This window comes from Nocardia sp. NPDC057440 (assembly GCF_042802915.1).
Taxonomy (GTDB): domain Bacteria; phylum Actinomycetota; class Actinomycetes; order Mycobacteriales; family Mycobacteriaceae; genus Nocardia.
The window spans coordinates 334,357-350,192 of sequence record NZ_JBHVDF010000004.1 but is presented as its reverse complement, the minus strand read 5'-3'; the positions used below and the strand labels follow the sequence as shown (position 1 = coordinate 350,192).

At 67.3% G+C, this 15,836-nt stretch carries 16 protein-coding genes and 1 pseudogene; 10 read left to right on the top strand and 7 right to left on the bottom strand.

Annotated elements, in window-relative coordinates:
- The first annotated feature begins 156 nt into the window (after positions 1-156).
- Positions 157-1,086: an SMP-30/gluconolactonase/LRE family protein gene (locus ACFU4Z_RS10655; protein WP_379061304.1), complete on the top strand. Its 930-nt coding sequence runs from the start codon at positions 157-159 to the stop codon at positions 1,084-1,086.
- Between the two features lie 85 nt (positions 1,087-1,171).
- Here the strand turns inward: ACFU4Z_RS10655 and ACFU4Z_RS10650 are convergent, their stop codons facing one another.
- Positions 1,172-1,783: a hypothetical protein gene (locus tag ACFU4Z_RS10650; protein WP_379061302.1), complete on the bottom strand. Its 612-nt coding sequence runs from the start codon at positions 1,781-1,783 to the stop codon at positions 1,172-1,174.
- A 172-nt stretch (positions 1,784-1,955) separates the two neighbouring features.
- On the opposite strand from ACFU4Z_RS10650, the gene ACFU4Z_RS10645 reads away from it, so the two are divergent.
- Together ACFU4Z_RS10645 and ACFU4Z_RS10640 are read left to right on the top strand one after the other, a co-directional pair.
- Positions 1,956-2,510 carry a hypothetical protein gene (locus ACFU4Z_RS10645; protein WP_379061300.1) on the top strand — a complete coding sequence of 185 codons (555 nt, stop codon included), beginning with the start codon at positions 1,956-1,958 and terminating at the stop codon, positions 2,508-2,510.
- A gap of 180 nt (positions 2,511-2,690) precedes the next feature.
- Complete coding sequence (locus ACFU4Z_RS10640) at positions 2,691-3,380, top strand: GPP34 family phosphoprotein (RefSeq protein WP_379061298.1); 690 nt, start codon at positions 2,691-2,693, stop codon at positions 3,378-3,380.
- Between the two features lie 33 nt (positions 3,381-3,413).
- Here ACFU4Z_RS10640 and ACFU4Z_RS10635 read toward each other — a convergent pair whose 3' ends face one another.
- A complete protein-coding gene (locus tag ACFU4Z_RS10635; protein ID WP_379061296.1) occupies positions 3,414-4,973 on the bottom strand; it encodes a hypothetical protein in 1,560 nt (519 codons plus the stop codon).
- Positions 4,974-5,183: 210 nt separating this feature from the next.
- Positions 5,184-6,362, bottom strand: a complete 1,179-nt coding sequence (locus tag ACFU4Z_RS10630; protein WP_379061294.1) for a cytochrome P450 — start codon at positions 6,360-6,362, stop codon at positions 5,184-5,186.
- 96 nt (positions 6,363-6,458) lie between these two features.
- Here ACFU4Z_RS10630 and ACFU4Z_RS10625 point away from each other — a divergent pair, with 96 nt between their 5' ends.
- The 4 genes from ACFU4Z_RS10625 to ACFU4Z_RS10610 all read left to right on the top strand — a co-directional run bounded on the left by ACFU4Z_RS10625 (position 6,459) and on the right by ACFU4Z_RS10610 (position 10,253).
- Complete coding sequence (locus ACFU4Z_RS10625; RefSeq protein WP_379061292.1) at positions 6,459-7,268, top strand: SAM-dependent methyltransferase; 810 nt, start codon at positions 6,459-6,461, stop codon at positions 7,266-7,268.
- A gap of 156 nt (positions 7,269-7,424) precedes the next feature.
- A complete protein-coding gene (locus ACFU4Z_RS10620; RefSeq protein ID WP_379061673.1) occupies positions 7,425-8,891 on the top strand; it encodes an AIM24 family protein in 1,467 nt (488 codons plus the stop codon).
- A gap of 161 nt (positions 8,892-9,052) precedes the next feature.
- Positions 9,053-9,460: an SgcJ/EcaC family oxidoreductase gene (locus ACFU4Z_RS10615; RefSeq protein ID WP_379061290.1), complete on the top strand. Its 408-nt coding sequence runs from the start codon at positions 9,053-9,055 to the stop codon at positions 9,458-9,460.
- A gap of 418 nt (positions 9,461-9,878) precedes the next feature.
- Positions 9,879-10,253 carry a hypothetical protein gene (locus ACFU4Z_RS10610; protein ID WP_379061287.1) on the top strand — a complete coding sequence of 125 codons (375 nt, stop codon included), beginning with the start codon at positions 9,879-9,881 and terminating at the stop codon, positions 10,251-10,253.
- Positions 10,254-10,437: 184 nt separating this feature from the next.
- Here the strand turns inward: ACFU4Z_RS10610 and ACFU4Z_RS10605 are convergent, their stop codons facing one another.
- The 4 genes from ACFU4Z_RS10605 to ACFU4Z_RS10590 form a co-directional block, all read right to left on the bottom strand.
- Positions 10,438-11,388: a DNA polymerase domain-containing protein gene (locus ACFU4Z_RS10605; protein WP_379061285.1), complete on the bottom strand. Its 951-nt coding sequence runs from the start codon at positions 11,386-11,388 to the stop codon at positions 10,438-10,440.
- A gap of 90 nt (positions 11,389-11,478) precedes the next feature.
- Positions 11,479-12,504 carry a hypothetical protein gene (locus ACFU4Z_RS10600; protein WP_379061283.1) on the bottom strand — a complete coding sequence of 342 codons (1,026 nt, stop codon included), beginning with the start codon at positions 12,502-12,504 and terminating at the stop codon, positions 11,479-11,481.
- The gene (locus tag ACFU4Z_RS10595; protein WP_379061280.1) at positions 12,491-13,813 is read right to left on the bottom strand and encodes a hypothetical protein; all 1,323 of its coding nucleotides are present in this window, start codon (positions 13,811-13,813) and stop codon (positions 12,491-12,493) included. Before ACFU4Z_RS10595 ends, ACFU4Z_RS10600 begins: the two co-directional genes overlap by 14 nt.
- Positions 13,810-14,133: a hypothetical protein gene (locus ACFU4Z_RS10590; protein WP_379061278.1), complete on the bottom strand. Its 324-nt coding sequence runs from the start codon at positions 14,131-14,133 to the stop codon at positions 13,810-13,812. Before ACFU4Z_RS10590 ends, ACFU4Z_RS10595 begins: the two co-directional genes overlap by 4 nt.
- Positions 14,134-14,323: 190 nt before the next feature.
- Here ACFU4Z_RS10590 and ACFU4Z_RS10585 point away from each other — a divergent pair.
- The 3 genes and pseudogenes from ACFU4Z_RS10585 to ACFU4Z_RS10575 form a co-directional block, all read left to right on the top strand.
- Positions 14,324-14,575 (top strand): annotated as a pseudogene (locus ACFU4Z_RS10585) (winged helix-turn-helix domain-containing protein); the annotation flags it as partial.
- Between the two features lie 68 nt (positions 14,576-14,643).
- Positions 14,644-15,009, top strand: a complete 366-nt coding sequence (locus tag ACFU4Z_RS10580) for a hypothetical protein (protein WP_379061686.1) — start codon at positions 14,644-14,646, stop codon at positions 15,007-15,009.
- A gap of 78 nt (positions 15,010-15,087) precedes the next feature.
- The gene (locus ACFU4Z_RS10575) at positions 15,088-15,750 is read left to right on the top strand and encodes a hypothetical protein (RefSeq protein WP_379061275.1); all 663 of its coding nucleotides are present in this window, start codon (positions 15,088-15,090) and stop codon (positions 15,748-15,750) included.
- Positions 15,751-15,836: the final 86 nt, after the last annotated feature.

Sequence of the window (15,836 nt, the reverse complement as noted above, 5' to 3'; positions counted from 1 at the left end):
CCACCCAGCTTGCCGCACCACCTGACCTGAGTGGTAACTGTTCGAGCATCGGGCAGCTCATCAGCTAACCGCTGGTGATCGAACCTGCGCCAGCCAGTCCGGTCTTCGAGGACGAATCGAACACATCGAACCTGCCGGAGGTGTGGAATGAGCAGCATGAGCAAATCGGCAGTCATCCTGGCGGCGATGACATTCGCCGCTGTGTCGGCGGTTGCGGCGCCGGCGGCGAGCGCGGCCCCCGTCTGCGCGGGGGCGGGACAACCCACGATCAGGGTCGGGTTCGTATCGGGGGCGTTGGAGGGGTTGACCGTCGATGCGCGCGGCCGGGCCTACACCACCGATCTGCTGAGCGGGCGGGTGTATCGGATCGATACGCCGGGGGCGGCGCCGGTGCCCATCGCGACGGTTCCCAGTGGCGGCGCAGGCGCACTCGCCTGGACGGCGGATGAGAAGTTGCTGGTCGGCTATGGGGCCGACGCGCGGGTCGTGGCCGGCGACAGCCTGCGGCACGCGGGGATAGTGCAGCTCGATCCGGACACCGGCGCCATGCGGCCCTTCGCGGCGGGACTCAGCGCGGCCAACGGCATGGATGTCGGCGCGGACGGCATCGTGTACACCACCAACGATTTCGGCAGCCACATCGGCCGGGTCTATCCGAACGGTATCGTCCAGCCCGACTGGGCGAGCTTCCCCAGCGCCAACGGCGCGGTGCTCGGCCGCAACGACGAATACCTCTATGTAGGGCGCACCTTCGTCGACCCCGGGGTGAGCCGGATACCCACCGCCGACCCCGGCGCACCCCAGTCGCTGCTCGACCTCGGCGGCGGCGATGCGTTCGCCGCACCGGACGGGCTGACACTGGACTCCCGGGATCGCCCCGTCGTCCCGCTCGACACCGCCGGTCAGGTCATCCGCATCGACGCACCAGGTCAATACTGCATCCTCGCCAGCGGCAACCCGTTGACCAGTGTCGTCACCTACGGCCGTGGCACCGAAGGCTTCTCCGCGGGCCGCCTTTTCGCCGCTACCTTCACCGGCGCCGTCTACGAAATCCCCGGCGGATTCGACCCCGGCGCCACTCCATAACGCCCGGCGGCAGCGACGAGTAGCACCTGGCTGCGGCAAACATCGAGAAGCGTCTCCACCGTGTGTCACTCGTCGGGGCCACGGATCACGCTTGGACCAGGTCGAATTTGAGGAGATCGAAGCCGGGAGGGACGGTGTCGCTGGTGGAGATGAGGTTCCGAGCCCACAAGCCGATCAGCGCGGGGTCACCGGTGGTGCGCGCGCCGCGCAGGCAGGGGTCATCGTCGGGAGTTTCGGCGGTGAGGACCGGCAGCGGGTGGATGCGGTAGCGGTCGTCGTTTTCGAGGACTGTGGCTTTGTCCACGTAGGAGTACTGGTCGTGGTTGAGCATGTACTGGCCGATGAAGCCGCGACGGGGGCCGACCAGCGGCGCGACGGAAACCACCGTTTCGTAGAGGGTTTCGCCGATATGGCGGTGGGCGTGGCGCCCGGCCCACACCACCCGTGCCGGCATGGCCAACAGGCGCTCCACGCCCTGGACGAAGTCGTCGCCGATCCACGCGCGACCCACCGACTGCGCGCCGGGCTCCAGATAACCGATCAGTTTATGGTCAGCATCGAGTAGAACTGCTCTGCAGAACTGACCCACGGGGGCGATTTCCTTTCTCCGATAAGATCTTTCGCCCATGCTCACATGCCGGTATGTGATCTGCCCGCTGCGAACGGTTACAGCAGAGTTACCGTTGATGAAGATCATCTGAAGTGGCGCAACGGTTCCCGCGTGAACCGCTACCGCGCGGGTGACTCGTGGCGAGATTCGCAAAAGGACCCGTCGAGGACGGTGTACGGGCGAAGATGGGTGGGGCCGAGATCCGGCCGGATGGGGACGAATCGGCTCTCGCAGCCGGAACAAGAAGTGGGGAAACACGATGAAGGTCAATGCATTCGCCGCTACCGCCCTGCTCGCGATCGGGGCCACCGGACTCACCGCGGGAACTGTCAACGCGCAACCCGCGCCTGCCACCGAGACCGCGGTGCGCGGCGTCGAGCACGGGATCGAGTACGCGGCAGCGCCTGCCGCGGACGGCCGCGGGGTGATCACCACTGTCGCCGCGGGCAGCTTCGCGCTGACCGGCGACGCACAAGCCGTCACCCTGTCCGACGGCGCGGGCAATGTCGTCGTGACACTGCCGCTGGCCTTTCAGACGGCCGGCGCGAAGTTCGGTCTGACGCCACAGATCAGCGATGCCGGCCGCACCCTGACGCTGACGCCCATCGGCGCGCAGGTCGACACCCAGCAGAACGCCCAATTCATCGACGAGACCGACACTCTCGCGCGCAAGCAGTACAACGCCGGCATCGGCGCTCTTGTCGGCGCCGGCATCGGCGCGGTGATCGGCTTCTTCCTCGGCGGCGTCGGCGCCCTCGTCACGATTCCGATCGGCGCGGGCATCGGCGCCCTCATCGGCTTCGCCACGCCGTGATCGGCTGACGATCGAATCGTCGACAGTGCGGCCCGCCGGTTCGGCGGGCGCGGCGCCCCGAATCGAGCAGGCGCACGAAGCGGATCGACGTGTGCGCGCGAGCGCGCTGGCAGACTGGTTGTCGGGCCGGAAGTTTCCACTGTCCGGCCGCTGTGGCGACGCGACAGATAGGGGACCGGGATGCTGACGCTTGCGGAAGAGTTTCTACTGCTGGCACTCGATGACGACACCGGCAAGAAGTCGGTGGACAGCACTCGGGTGGGCGCGGCGCTGGCAGGCGCGGCGATAGTCGAGCTCACGCTAAGCGGGGCGCTGCGCCTGACCGAGGCAGGCGATCCCGAGCACAAACCCGGCCGGTTGGTCGCGACCGGACGGCAACCCGCGGACCTTCGGCTCGCGGACCTCGTCACCGTCGCCGACGGACGCAAACCCAAAGACGCGGTAGGCAAAGTCGCCGGATTCGGTTCCTGGCGCAGCCGAGCCGAGAAGCTGCAGGACGCCCTGCTCAACGACCTCGCCGGAGCCGGCTACCTGACCGAGGCCAAAGGCAAGATCCTCGGCCTCTTCCCGACCACCCTCTGGAAGCCCGCCGATCCCGCTGTCGAAGCCGCGATCATGACGCGAGTCCGTGCCGTCGTCGTCGACGGAACGACACCCGACGACCGCACGGCCGCCCTGATTTCCCTCGTGCACGCTGTCGACCTGCTGCCCAAGCTCTTCCCCGACATCGACAAGCGAACCGTCACACTACGCGGCAAGGCGATCAGCGAAAGCGACTGGGGCGGGCCGGCGGTGCGCCGAGCCGTCCAGGAAATACAGGCCGTCACCATCGCGATCATCAGCGCAGCCGCTGTCTCGGCGGCGAACTGAACCCGGCCGACGGTTCATGCCTGGCCGCAGCGCTCAGCGCTGCCTGCTGGTACGGGCACGCCGCCGCTCGGCCTGCAACTCGGCGAGCTCCTGCTCGAGGATCTCGGCGACGCGGAACTGGCCCGTGTCGTAGATTTCCTGCGGGCGGGCGATATCGGAGTCGGCATCGGTTGCCGCGCTGTCGGACTTCGAGACAGCCGGAGTCTGCCGAACAATGGCTGTCGACGCGGATTCCGACTTTGTGTCGGCCTTGGCGCTCACCGGTACGGTCGGCTTGCCTGCCGCCGCGGAGCTTGTCTTTGCCTTCGTGCTGGAGCTGCTCACCGTCGCGACGGGCTTGCTGTCGACTTTGGTGGCCGCGGCGGGCTTTTCGGCCGACGGCCTGCTCTTGCCGTTCGACGCGGCGGTGGGCCTGGTCTTCGCGATCGACGAGGTGGCGGATTCTTTGGCGGCCATCGGCGCGGTGAGCCGATCGACGCTGCTCGGCTCATCGTCGTCGGAGCTTCCGGGCACCGTGCGACCGGAAGTGCTCGGCGCGCGCCGGGCAGCGGTCTTGACGGTAGCCACCGACGACGCCGGTCGTTCGTCCAGACCGACCGTGGTGTCGATATCCATCACGAACGCCGAGGGCGCGACCTCGTCGGCCTCGGGCACGATCACTTCGAAGCTCTGATCCACGAACGCTTCAGTGGCACGCGGACGTGGTTCGGGCTCATCGTGTTGTTCCGCGGCCGCCAATGCCGCCACCGAGGTCGGCGTATCCGCTCGAGCACTGGCCCGGTAGCTGGCGACCGTCGGCAGCCGGTGCCGGATGAGATCCGCCGGGTCGGGCAATTCCCGAACCTGCTCGGTGGCCTGCGCGATGGCGTGCCCGTAGCGCGAGCTCGCCGCGTCGTGGATGAGCAGCGCGACACCGATCATGACCGGCGCGACCGCGTGCACGGCGGCGTCATACCACTTGCCGTCGCGTACGTACGGGTAGGTATTGAGGGTGATCGTGAGTGCGAGCAGGGCGATTTCGGCGGCGGCGACCTGCCTGCGGTTGTCGAGGATGCCCCATTCGGCCACCTTGTTCGTACCGATCATGATGATGATCAGACACACGCTGATCATCGATTCGATCAGGTAACTGAACCAGTACAGCGGGTCGCTCGGCCCGCTCGGCGCGATGTTCTGCTGGACATTGACAGCCGACCAGAGCATGCCCGCGGCAACGACACCGGCCAGCGCACGCAGCGACCACGCCCGGTGCCGGTACAGCGACGCCAGCTTGGCATGCGGGCTGGACTCGCGCCGCTGCGCGGCAATTGCCTTGCGAGCTACCAATAGATCTCTGATGTCGGCCTTCTCGATCGCTTCGGTGGTCTGCCTAGCGCGGTCGGCCGCGGCGGCGGCCGCCTGGACGTGCTTCCAACGCTGACCACGGTCCTGATCGCGAATCTTTTCGGCTAGCTGACGTTCGGCGAGCAGCTCGTCCTCGGACAGCGCCTCGGTCAGCGCAGGATCGAATTGGTACGCAAGCCGGCCACGGGCCTTCTCGACCCGCCTCGCGAGCTGCGTGACCTCGTCCTCAATGGGGTGCTCGATGGTCAATTCGACTCCCGAGGGGGGAGATTCGATGGCAGACAAGTGATCACGCGTGGGAACGGCACATGCCATTCATAGTCGATGCACCGTCGCGAGCGAAACTGCAAAATTGCCGTGTTGCGAAATAATCGGCGTGCCGCGCGCGACACACGCGGGTTCGACGGGGTTCCGCCTACGACGAGCACCCTTTATAGACGACCGACCAGTTGCCTACGATCAGCGCACCGTGACTGTGGTCGGCAGGCTGGCGAAGCCGCGATTGTTGGAGGAGTGGATGCGGCGCAGGCGCTCGGTGTCGACCTCGTAGTCGGCCACCGCCGCAACAATTTCCTGCAGTGCGACACGCAGTTCCAGCAGCGCCAGATTCGAACCGAGGCAGTGATGGCGGCCGCTGCCGAAGGCGAGCGACCGACTGGTGTCACGGTCCAGATCGAAGGTGTCGGGGTTGTCGAAGACCTCGGGGTCCCGGTTGGCCGAACCCACGATCAGCAGCATGCGCGCATCGGCCGGAATCGTCACCCCGTGCACTTCGATCTGCTCGGTGGTCGTGCGCAACTGCGTCTGCGACGACGGGTCGTAGCGCATCGACTCGGCGATCCAGTCATCGATCCGACCGTCGAATGCCTTCCGGCGCTGTTGCGGATGCAGCGCCGCGGCATGCCAGGTGTTGCCGAGCGTCAGCATGGTGGTCTCGATACCCGCTCCGACCAACAGGATCAGAACGCCGACGATTTCCTCCGGGCTGAGCCGGTCTTCGCCGTCGGCGGCGTCGAGCAGTCCGGAGAGCAGATCGTCGCCGCGCGTCTTGCTGCGCTCGATAGTCAGCTCCGTGTAGTAGCCGACCAGGGCGCCGATCGCCTGCATCGCCTCGGGCCGCAGGTCGGTGGACTCCTCCTCGGTGTACATGATCTCCATGCCGAGTTTGCGAACCATGTCGCGATCGGCCGCGGGCACGCCGACCAGTTCGGAGATCACCTCGGTCGGGAAAGGGCCCGCGAAATCGGCCATCAGATCGAAGCTGCCACGCTCGAGCAGCGGTTGCAGTAGCGTATTCGCGATCGACCGCAGTCGGGGCTCGAGCGACTGCACGCGACGCTGGGTGAACGCCCGCGTCACCAGACCGCGCAAGCGAGTGTGCTTGGGCGGATCCATGGCGACAAATGAAAAGAACCGTTCGGCCTGCGGGCCCCAGAAGGCAGGCTCCATCCGCAGACCGTTCGCGCTGGAGAAGCGGTCGGAGTCCCGCAACGCCGCCAGCACGTCCGCGTGCCGGGACAGCGCCCAGAAATCGTCGGTGTCGTTACGGAACACGGGAGCCTGGTCACGGAGCCTGGCGTAGTACGGGTATGGATCGCTGTGGACGTCGAAATCGTATGGGCTGTACTGCAATTGCATGACGAAGCCTTCCGGGGGCGGTGCGACATCACCATCGCTACCGGTGCACAACTCGAGCTGACAAGATGACCGTAGTCGAGATGAATTGAGGGCGTAGTGGACTCGGAATCGGCAGCGGCCAGGATCGACGTGACCAAGCCGCACCCGGCGCGCCGGTACGACTACTGGCTCGGCGGCAACGAGAACTACCCGGCCGACAGGGAGTCGGCCGACGCGGTGGCCGAAGCCTTCCCGACCGTCCGCCTCGCCGCCCTGGAGAACCGCAATTTCCTGCGGCGCGCGGTCGGCTACCTGGCCGAGGCTGGAATCCGGCAGTTCCTCGACATCGGCGCCGGCCTGCCCACCGCGGGCAACGTGCACGAGATCGCCCAGGGCATCGCCCCCGAATCGCGGATCGTCTACGTGGACAACGATCCGATCGTGCTCATGCACGCGAACACCCTGTTGAACAGCTCCCCCGAGGGCGCGACGGCCTACCTCGACGCGGATGTCCGCGACCCCGAGCGCATTCTCACCCACCCAGACCTGACCAAGATCCTGGACCTGAGCAAACCGGTGGCGCTGATGCTGGTCGCCATCATGCACTTCATCACCGACGACAAAGGCCCCTACGACCTGGTGCGGCAGTTGTGCGGCGCACTCCCCTCCGGCAGCTACCTGGTGATGACCCACGCTACCAACGACCACCTCACCGCCGAGGACCTCGCCGAGACGAAGGAGGCCAATCAGCGCAGCGGAGTGCCCTTCCAGCTGCGGTCCACCGCCGAATTCACCCGTTTCTTCACCGGATACGAGCTCGTCTCACCGGGCATCGCCTCGGTGATGACGTGGCGCCCGGAAACCTGGCGCGCGCACCCGAGGCCCGAGGCCGTCTCCATGCTCTGCGGTATGGCCCGTATCCCCTGATCGATGACCCGTATCGGCGGATCGGTGGCGCGCAGCCCGGACTCGCGCGACACTTGAGGCCGTGAATCGCACGCCACAACAATATTTCGACGGCCGGGGCGGTCGGTCGTGACCGCGCTTGCCCGCGGCGAGAATCGGCCTGCACCCGCCGACCGGATGACGGTCACCGTCACCTGCTCCGCTCCTGTCGACGTATCGGCGCTACTACTGGACGCGAGCGGCCGGGTCAGGTCCGATGGCGACTTCGTGTTCTTCAACCAGCCGGTCGGGCCCGGTGTCGTCTATCGGCACGGCCGCGGGGCAGGCGACATGGTGGATGTGCAGACCTCCGCGCTGCCCGCCGACGTCGATAAGGTGGTCATCACCGCCAGCCTCGACGGCAGCGGACCTCCCACTTTCGCCGGCGCGAGCTCGCTGCTGGCGACGATCGGATCCGATTCGGGCACCATCACTTTCCCGATGACCGGGCTCAGCACCGAGACCGCCGTGGTGTGCGTGGAGATCTACCGGCGCGGCGGCGGCTGGAAGGTGCGCGCGGTCGGCCAGGGCTACGACAACGGGCTGGCCGGAATCGCGACGGCGTTCGGCGTGCACATCGACGACGATCCGGCACCGCCGAGCCCGCCCGCTGCCGCGGCATCGGGGTACCAGCCGCAGGCCGCGACACCCCCGCCCGGACACCAGACGGCAGCGCCGCCGCAATTCCCGCCCACGCCTGGATATCAAACCCCCACAGCCGCACCGCATTATCCGCCCGCGGCCGCGCCGCCCGGGTCCGCGCCGCAGTACCCGCCACCCGGACACCAGGCGCCCCCCACCTATTCGCCGCCCGGCGCGGTGCCGCCGCCCCCACCGATGTCATCACCTCAGCAAGGAGCGCTGCCGATGCAGAGCGATCTGTTCAACCCGAGCCATGCGGAAGTCGCGGGAGTCGGCATCCAGAAGCAGGGCGGCAAGATGATCAAGGTCGCCGTCAACGGCGAGGTCATGGCGCGTGCCGGATCGATGGTCGCCTATCAGGGCGACCTGCATTTCCAAGCGCTCGGCTCCGGCGGCATCGGCAGAGCCATCCAGCAGCGGCTGACCGGCGAGGGCGTGCCGCTGATGAAGGTCACCGGCCGCGGCGATCTGTTCCTCGCCAATGCCGCCGCCGACGTGCACACTGTCGACCTCGACGGCACCGACGGCCTGACCATCAACGGCGCGAACGTGCTCGCCTTCGATTCGACGTTGTCCTACAACATCGGCAGGGTCCAGGGCGCCGCCGGGTTCGCCAGCAACGCCGGTCTGTTCAACTGTGTCTTCACCGGCCGCGGCCGGATCGCCATCACCACCCACGGCACACCGGTCGTGCTCAATGTCGACCAGCCGACCTACGCCGATCCGCAGGCCGCGGTGGCCTGGTCGTCGAGCCTGCAGAGCGGTATCAAACGCAATGACTCCTTCGGCCTCGGCAGGCTCATGGGCCGCAGTACCGGTGAGGGCCTGACCCTGTCGTTCTCCGGCCGGGGATTCGTCATCGTGCAACCCTCGGAACTGCCGCCGGGCGGATTCATCGGCGGCACAGGCGGCGGCCAGGAGGCCGGGCAGAGTGGCGGCGTGCTTGGCGGACTGTTCGGTTAGCGGCGCGACGGGCCTGGGTCCGCGCGATCGCATTGTGTTGCCGGTATCGACGTGCTCACGACCGCGTTAACGGCCGGATCGGTTGTACGCCATCGTGACCACTGGAGCCTTCGGCGTGCGCGTCAGGCATCATGCAAGCGACAGAAAGGGAGTCGAACACCATGGGCAACTTCGACCACACGGTCGCGACCGCGGCTATTCACACGCTGGTGGCGGACGCGGTGAAGTATCAGAACGATCCAGATCAGTTCCTTCCGCTACACACGAGCACCGTGAACATCGTCAACTTCGGTGGACGTCGCGTGAGCGGGATCGGCGCGCTGTCCGCGGCGATGAAGGCGGCATTGGCCTCCCCGCTCGCGCATGTGCGCACCGAGATCGAGGTCGACGACGTGCATTTCGTTCGCGACGACGTCGCGATCGTGGCCTGCGTCAAAAACGTCTTCGACGAGCGGGCGGACGCTGACGCGCTGCCCGCGTCGGCGGGACGACTCACCCATGTGGTCGTCGAACAGAACGGCCGCTGGCTCATCGAGTCCGCCCAGACGACGCCGATCTTGTCGAGTTGATCGAGCGAGGGCGGGCGCGGCGCTTGCCCTCGTGCATCGCCTGGATTCTGGCGACCGGGAGGGTGTGACCCCCTCGACGAGGTCTAGGAAGAATTACGTCGAGGTACTCACGACCGTGTTCTGCATAACTGCCGGATCGGTTGTACGCCATCGTGATCGTCGAAGCCTCCGGCACTCCACCACCCTGCTCGCCGTTTCGCGGGTCCGGGTCAGCCCGGCCCTCCCCGAGCATCATGTTGTTGATCAGTCGAATCCGGCAGATTGCCAGGCCCGGAATGCCGCTGAACAGCGCTGGGGCTCAGCCGAATCCGGCCGAGATGTGGTTTCGCCTGGATACATCGACCGCCGCCGAGCGCCGGCGCCATGAGGGTCGGTAAAGTGAGCTCGACCGCTATCAGGCTGTACCAGGAGGCATTCGGTGAATGCGAAATCTTTCGTGAACGGCTTCAACGCGGTGATGCTGACCTTGACGAACGCACCCGTGGTCGGGTCGCTGATGCGCAAGAGCTTCGTCGAGATCAGTTACGTGGGCCGCCGTTCGGGCAAAACCTTCAGCACACCCGTGAACTACCGCCGTTCCGGCGATTCGATCGTCATCGGGGTTGCACTCCCGGATCGAAAGAGTTGGTGGCGCAACTTCACCGAGGAAGGCGGCCCGATCACGCTGCACCTCGAGGGCGGCGACCGGCGTGGTCACGCGCTCGCACATCGTGACGAGCGTGGGCGGGTCACGGTGCGTGTTCGCCTGGACGATTCGACCGCAGTCCCGAGCACCGGCGTGGACGGCGACTGAGCGCCCACAGCGCCAGGACCGAGGGCGTGGACAGATTCGGCGGTGTGGCGGTGCCCGGGGCGGGCACCGGATCCGTCGTCGTGAACGCGCGAGGTGAAGACATCCCACTCGCGAGCGGCGGTTAAAGGGAACGCGAACGCATCGACGAGCGTGAACGCCAACGCGGGCTGGGACGCGGATCGGACTAATTGCGCCGTGCGCGGGCGCGGCGCTTGCCCTCGTGCATCGCTTGAACTCTGGCGATCGGGATGGTGTGGCCCTCCTCGATCAGATCCGCGGGCAACGCCTGCGGCGCAGGCATATTCGCCGCCCACGGGTCTCGGTCGCCGAGCAACTTCGGTGCGGTGTAGATGGTGAAATCACCCGGGGCGATGTCGCCGAGGTCTGCCCAGCCGACCGGGAACGACACCGTCGTGCCCGGTCGTATCCGCGGGCTGTAGGCGGCGACAACGGTCGCGCCACCCGCGCGCGTCGAGTCGAGGAAGACCTTGCCGTCGCGGTCCGCACGGATGAAAGCGGTGGTAGCCAGTACTGGATCGATGCGCTCGGCACGCGCGGCAATCGCGCGGGTCGCCGCGGCGACGTCCTCGATGGGAATGCCGGGCACGAGCGGGACGAACACATGCAGGCCTTTGGCGCCGCTGGTTTTCACCGCGCCCGCGAGTCCGTCGTTGTCCAGCGCCTGACGGATCAGCTCGGCGGCGAGCACGACCTGCCGCATCGGTTGGCCGGGCGGCGGGTCGAGGTCGAGAACGAGATGCGTCGGACCTTTCTCATACTCCGCGAGCAGTAGCGTCGTGTGATATTCGACCGCACGCTGGTTGCCGAACCACAGCAGCGTGCGCACTTCGTCGCACAGCGCATAGGTCACTTCGCGTTGGGAGCTGTCGGCCCACATCGTCACGCGGTGCATCCAGTCCGGGGTGTATTTCGGCAGGTTCTTCTGCATGAAGGGCTCCTGCCCCGGCCGGATCCGCAGCACCGAGAGCGGCCGATCGCGCAGCTGCCGCACCAGCCGATCCCCGACCATCTCCAGATAGTCGATCAGATCCCGTTTGGTCGCCTGCGCGCCATCGAACAGCGGGGTGTCGAGATTGGTCAGTCGCACGCCCGCACGGACCTCTTCGCCGCTCATCGGCCCACCATCCCCCGCGACAGCGCCATGGTCAATCCCTATGGTGCGCTGACCCATGCCAACCGGGCGTGATCTCGATCGTCTGCCGGTTCAGGCGGCGTTGATCGCCGTGATCAGGGTCCGGTTGGCGGCGGTGCGGGTGGTGATGATCTGAGTGAAGGTCTGTGGTTGCTGCCCGGGATGCTGCTGGGTCAGCTGGACCTCCCAGTGCGATTGACCATCGCCGACCCCGGTGGCGGTTCGAGTGATCAGCACGCAGTAGAGGGTGCCGACGGGTATCTGGTTGATACCGCGCTGGATTTGCTCGGCGGGCGGCACGGCGGCGTCATCGGCGACTACGGCGCGGGCCGCGGAGCCGGAGCGTTGCACGTAGTAGGCGCGCTCGAAGGCCAGGATCGCGGAGGGTCCGTCACTGGTGCCGCCGGGGTCGGTGCCGGACACCACATCCGGGGTGCTGCGCTGCTCGCAGCCGGGGGTCGCGAACGCGGGCGACCGGTCTCCTGGCGCCGCGGTTGCCGAGGTACGCGTGACAGCACTCGACGCCGAAGTCGCCTTCGACACCGGACTTGTCGCCACGACCGATGGCTTGTGCTTGTCGGAGCTCTTGACCGCGATCAGCACGACCGCGGAGATCGCCACCACGATGCCGAACACGATCAACAGCGCGAGCAGTCGGCTGCCGCCCGATTGCTCCTGACGCCGCGGCGGGTGGCGCAGTCTGGGGCCGGGATTTCCGCCGGATCGGTCGACCAGCGTCGGCACCAGCTCACCTGGCTCGTCATGGTGGTCGGATTCGGTGTCCGCGTCATAGATCGGATATCCACCATGATCAATCGCCGAGTCCGGGAATTCCTCGGCAGGGCTCGGCGCATCCAGCCAATGCTTCCAGTCGCCGGAAAGCTCCGACGGACTCGGTGCCGGGCCGGGGTCCGGTTCCGGTCGCTGCTGGGGCACGTCCACCTCCGGGGTCAGCTCAGCTCCCGAAGTGCGACGAGCCGAGGGCCGACGCCGCTTCGACGGCGGCTTGGCAGGCAGGCGCAACATGGGCAGGCCGGTATCGAATGGGTTGGCCTGTCCTTGATCCTTGCTCGAGTCGCCGGGATCAGAGCGTGTCATCGCCGAAATCGTCGAAGTCGCCGATAACGGCGGCCGGGACTGCTTCCGCGCCGGTCGGAACGGTCACGCCGAGCTGACCCTCACGAGGCTTGTGCTCCTGATCGCCCGATCCGGGCGACGACGGCAACGCCAACCCACCCGTGACACCCGGCTGGCCCGCGGGCGCGGGGGGTTTCGGTAGCGGCGAGTCCGCGACCGCCGACGGATTCGGCCCCTCCGCAGGCGCGGGTGCAGGTTTGGCTTCGGGTTTCCCGCTCATGGCGGAACCGTTCTGCGTGGGCGGAATCACCGTGCCGGTCCCCGGTGCCGGAGTCGGCTTGGGCGCTTTACCACCGAAATCGAACAGCGGTGTGCCGCTGGGAGTAGTCGAGGCGCCGCCGCCCGTAGTGCCGCCGCCGGTGGTGCTGCCGGGGTGGATGAGCTCGGGAATCGCCTTGTCGACCGATGCGGCCACGGTGTCCATGGCGTGGGTGCCGACCTCGACGATCTTGTCGATCAAGTGGGTGCCGATGTCGACTCCCGCGGTGATCGCCGCGGTGCCGAGTTGCACGCCCGCGGAGATCAGCTGCTGCTGCAATTGCAGCTGGGCCGCCGCGGCCGGATCCAGGGGTTGCGCTGTCGCACCCGCAGTGGTGGCGCCGGGCACCAGCTGTCCGGGGGTGGTGCTCTGGTTGGCCGCGACACCCGCCGGTGTGGTGACCGTGAGCGGTCCCATTTCGTCCAGACGCCGGGTGTGGCCGTCCATTTCCGTCTGCGCGGCCGTGACCGTGGTGACGGCATCTCGCAGCGCCTGGGTCGCCCGCGCGATCACCGCATCGGTGTCCGGGGCCGAGGCCGCGTTGCCCATGATCACCCGGGCGTCCTTGCGGAAGTCCTCGATGATCTGGTCCACTCGCCGCGCGGCGCGGGAGCTGGTGACGTGCGCGTCGCCGAGCACCGACAGGTATGCCGGCCCCCGGTCGGAGATCTCACCGATCTCGGTTCTTGTGGTGCGCAGCGCGGGCACCGCGGCATCGGCGCCGGTGGATTCCCACGACGATTCCAGCGCGTGCAGACCTTCGCGTTGCGGGGCCTCGGTGTCGGCCACCTGTGTGGAGGCGGCGGCCAACGCACTGGTGATGGTCTTGTCGGGGATGGCGACACCGGTGCCGAGCGAGGCGCGCAACGTCAGCAACGGCTGCACGAGCGCGGCCACGATCGGCGGATCGACATCCGGGTCCATGACCGGCGTCGGAGTCGCGGCGGGCGTGCTGACCGGAGTCGTCGCCGCTCGCCTGCGCAGACCCATCAGGCTGCTCATGGTTCTCATGTCAGCGCCTCCCCTGCTTGGGAAATGGCACCCGCGGTGTCGGCATCGACGGTGTGCGTGTCCTCGTTGTAGTCACGCAGCACCTTCCCGTAGGCGGCGACGAGCTGGCCCGCGGTCGAGAGCGCCTGCGTGTGCTCGGCTACCGCTTCGGAGAATCGCGCTGCGAATCCGGCGCCGACCAGCCCGAGATCGGTGGCCAACTGCTCCGGATTCATCGCACCGGCCGCGGACGCCGACGCGGACGCCAGCTGTTGCGAGACCGTATTCGCGATCGTGGTGTAGGCGGCAAGCACCGCCGGGTCGAGCTTCAGCGCGTCCACTGTTCCCCCTTACGGAAAACCAATCTTTCGCTGTCGCGACACAATTCGACACAGTGAGCCTACTTGGCTCGTGGGCAGCGCGCGCCCGATCTCGACAGGCGGACTGTTCCGATCGAATCTTAGCCGGAGCGCGCCGCTGGGTCCGACGCTGGTTGCCCGACCGACTGCCGTTGCGCAGTCCGGCAATTCGATGGCCCCCGCTCGGTACAGTTACTTAGCGATGTTCTGTCGAGTTCTCGGCCACATAGAGGTCGAGATCGACGGGACCGAGGTGGAGCTCGGCGGTCCGGTCCCGCGCAGGATGCTCGCCGCGCTCGCGACCGGCGACGGTGCACCGGTACCCGACTCGACGCTGGCCGAACTGGTCTGGGGCGAGGAACCCGGCGCGGACATCCAGAACACGATCAGGGTTGTCGTGCATCGCCTGCGCAGCGCGCTCGGAACTCAGGGACGCGAATTCGTGCAACCGATCCCGACCGGGGAATCAGCCTGGCCGCCCACGCGGCCTGGGTGCGACGCTTCGCGGCAGACCAGGCAGCGCTGCGGAACAGGCCGCACTCGGATTCCGCGATCCGCTGCCTGGAGGCCGATCTCGCCAATCTGCGCGCGGGCATCGGCCACGATCTGCGACACCGCCCTGCCCAGGCGCTGCGGACCACCGGCGAACTGTTCGTCATGTGGGTGTCGATCGGAGCCGTGCCCGAGGGCATGCGGCTGATCAGACAGGCGCTGTCCGCCGCAACCCACGCCTGCGCCGCCGACCGTGCGCGCGGCCTGATCGCCTTGTCCATCACGTCCTTTCACGCCGGCGATTCCCCTGCCGCTCTCGCGCTGGCGAACCCGGCGATTTCGGACTCGTCGCGGCGGAAGCTGTAGGCCATGCGACAACGGTCATCCGTCGGCATTACCGGCCGATCACACGGCCCCGATACCCCGTGATGCAATGATCTACGCGTGACTCCGTGGCTTCCGCTCCTCAGTTCGTTGGTCGTCGCCGGTGTGGCGCTCATCGGCGTGGTGATCAACAACCGCACCAATCGCGGCGCGATCGCCGCCGCAGACGAGCGGAATCAGGTGATACTCGCTGCCGCGCAGCGCACCATCGAGCTGACCAATACCGCCGCCGAACAGCGTGGACACGAAATGTGGCGGCGCGAAACGATTCTGACGACCGTCAGCTCCGTGCTGGCCGTCGCCACCGAGGTGCGACAGCAGCTGTCGGCCTGCCACCGCTGGAATGTCGGGGGCAGCGACGACATCGACAGAATCGGCGAGGACATCGAGCAGACGATCTGGGGACGCGGCGGGCCGATCAACAAACTTCGCGTGCTGTCGGATCGCGAGATCCCCAGTCGCTGTGAAGATCTGCTGCGCACTCTGACCGCTGCCCGGAATATCACGTTGCAGCGATTGAAGATCGAAATGGACGACGAGGCGACCGGCGAGGAGATGCAGGCCGTTCTCACCCTGTGGACGAAGGCCATCGCGCGGACCGTCGAGGAGGAACGCTCGGTCATCAACGCGACGCGCGCGGAACTCGGCATCGATGGCCTGAGCGACATTCCGGAGTTCGCGCCCGAGCCGTTGCCCGACCTGGTGCAGACCCAACCGGCGTAACGGTCACCGTTCGGCGAAGGCACCGTCCTCGCGGTGCCACACCGGATTTCGCCTGCGGTGGCCGGCCTCGGCGGCGCGCCTTCGGC

Coding starts and splice junctions, on each gene's coding strand:
- ACFU4Z_RS10620 (WP_379061673.1), top strand. CDS start 7,425: ATGACGGTCACCGTCACCTGCTCCGCTCCTGTCGACGTATCGGCGCTA.
- ACFU4Z_RS10595 (WP_379061280.1), bottom strand. CDS start 13,813: ATGAGAACCATGAGCAGCCTGATGGGTCTGCGCAGGCGAGCGGCGACG.
- ACFU4Z_RS10605 (WP_379061285.1), bottom strand. CDS start 11,388: ATGAGCGGCGAAGAGGTCCGTGCGGGCGTGCGACTGACCAATCTCGAC.
- ACFU4Z_RS10645 (WP_379061300.1), top strand. CDS start 1,956: ATGAAGGTCAATGCATTCGCCGCTACCGCCCTGCTCGCGATCGGGGCC.
- ACFU4Z_RS10640 (WP_379061298.1), top strand. CDS start 2,691: ATGCTGACGCTTGCGGAAGAGTTTCTACTGCTGGCACTCGATGACGAC.
- ACFU4Z_RS10630 (WP_379061294.1), bottom strand. CDS start 6,362: ATGCAATTGCAGTACAGCCCATACGATTTCGACGTCCACAGCGATCCA.
- ACFU4Z_RS10600 (WP_379061283.1), bottom strand. CDS start 12,504: ATGACACGCTCTGATCCCGGCGACTCGAGCAAGGATCAAGGACAGGCC.
- ACFU4Z_RS10655 (WP_379061304.1), top strand. CDS start 157: ATGAGCAAATCGGCAGTCATCCTGGCGGCGATGACATTCGCCGCTGTG.
- ACFU4Z_RS10615 (WP_379061290.1), top strand. CDS start 9,053: ATGGGCAACTTCGACCACACGGTCGCGACCGCGGCTATTCACACGCTG.
- ACFU4Z_RS10650 (WP_379061302.1), bottom strand. CDS start 1,783: ATGATCTTCATCAACGGTAACTCTGCTGTAACCGTTCGCAGCGGGCAG.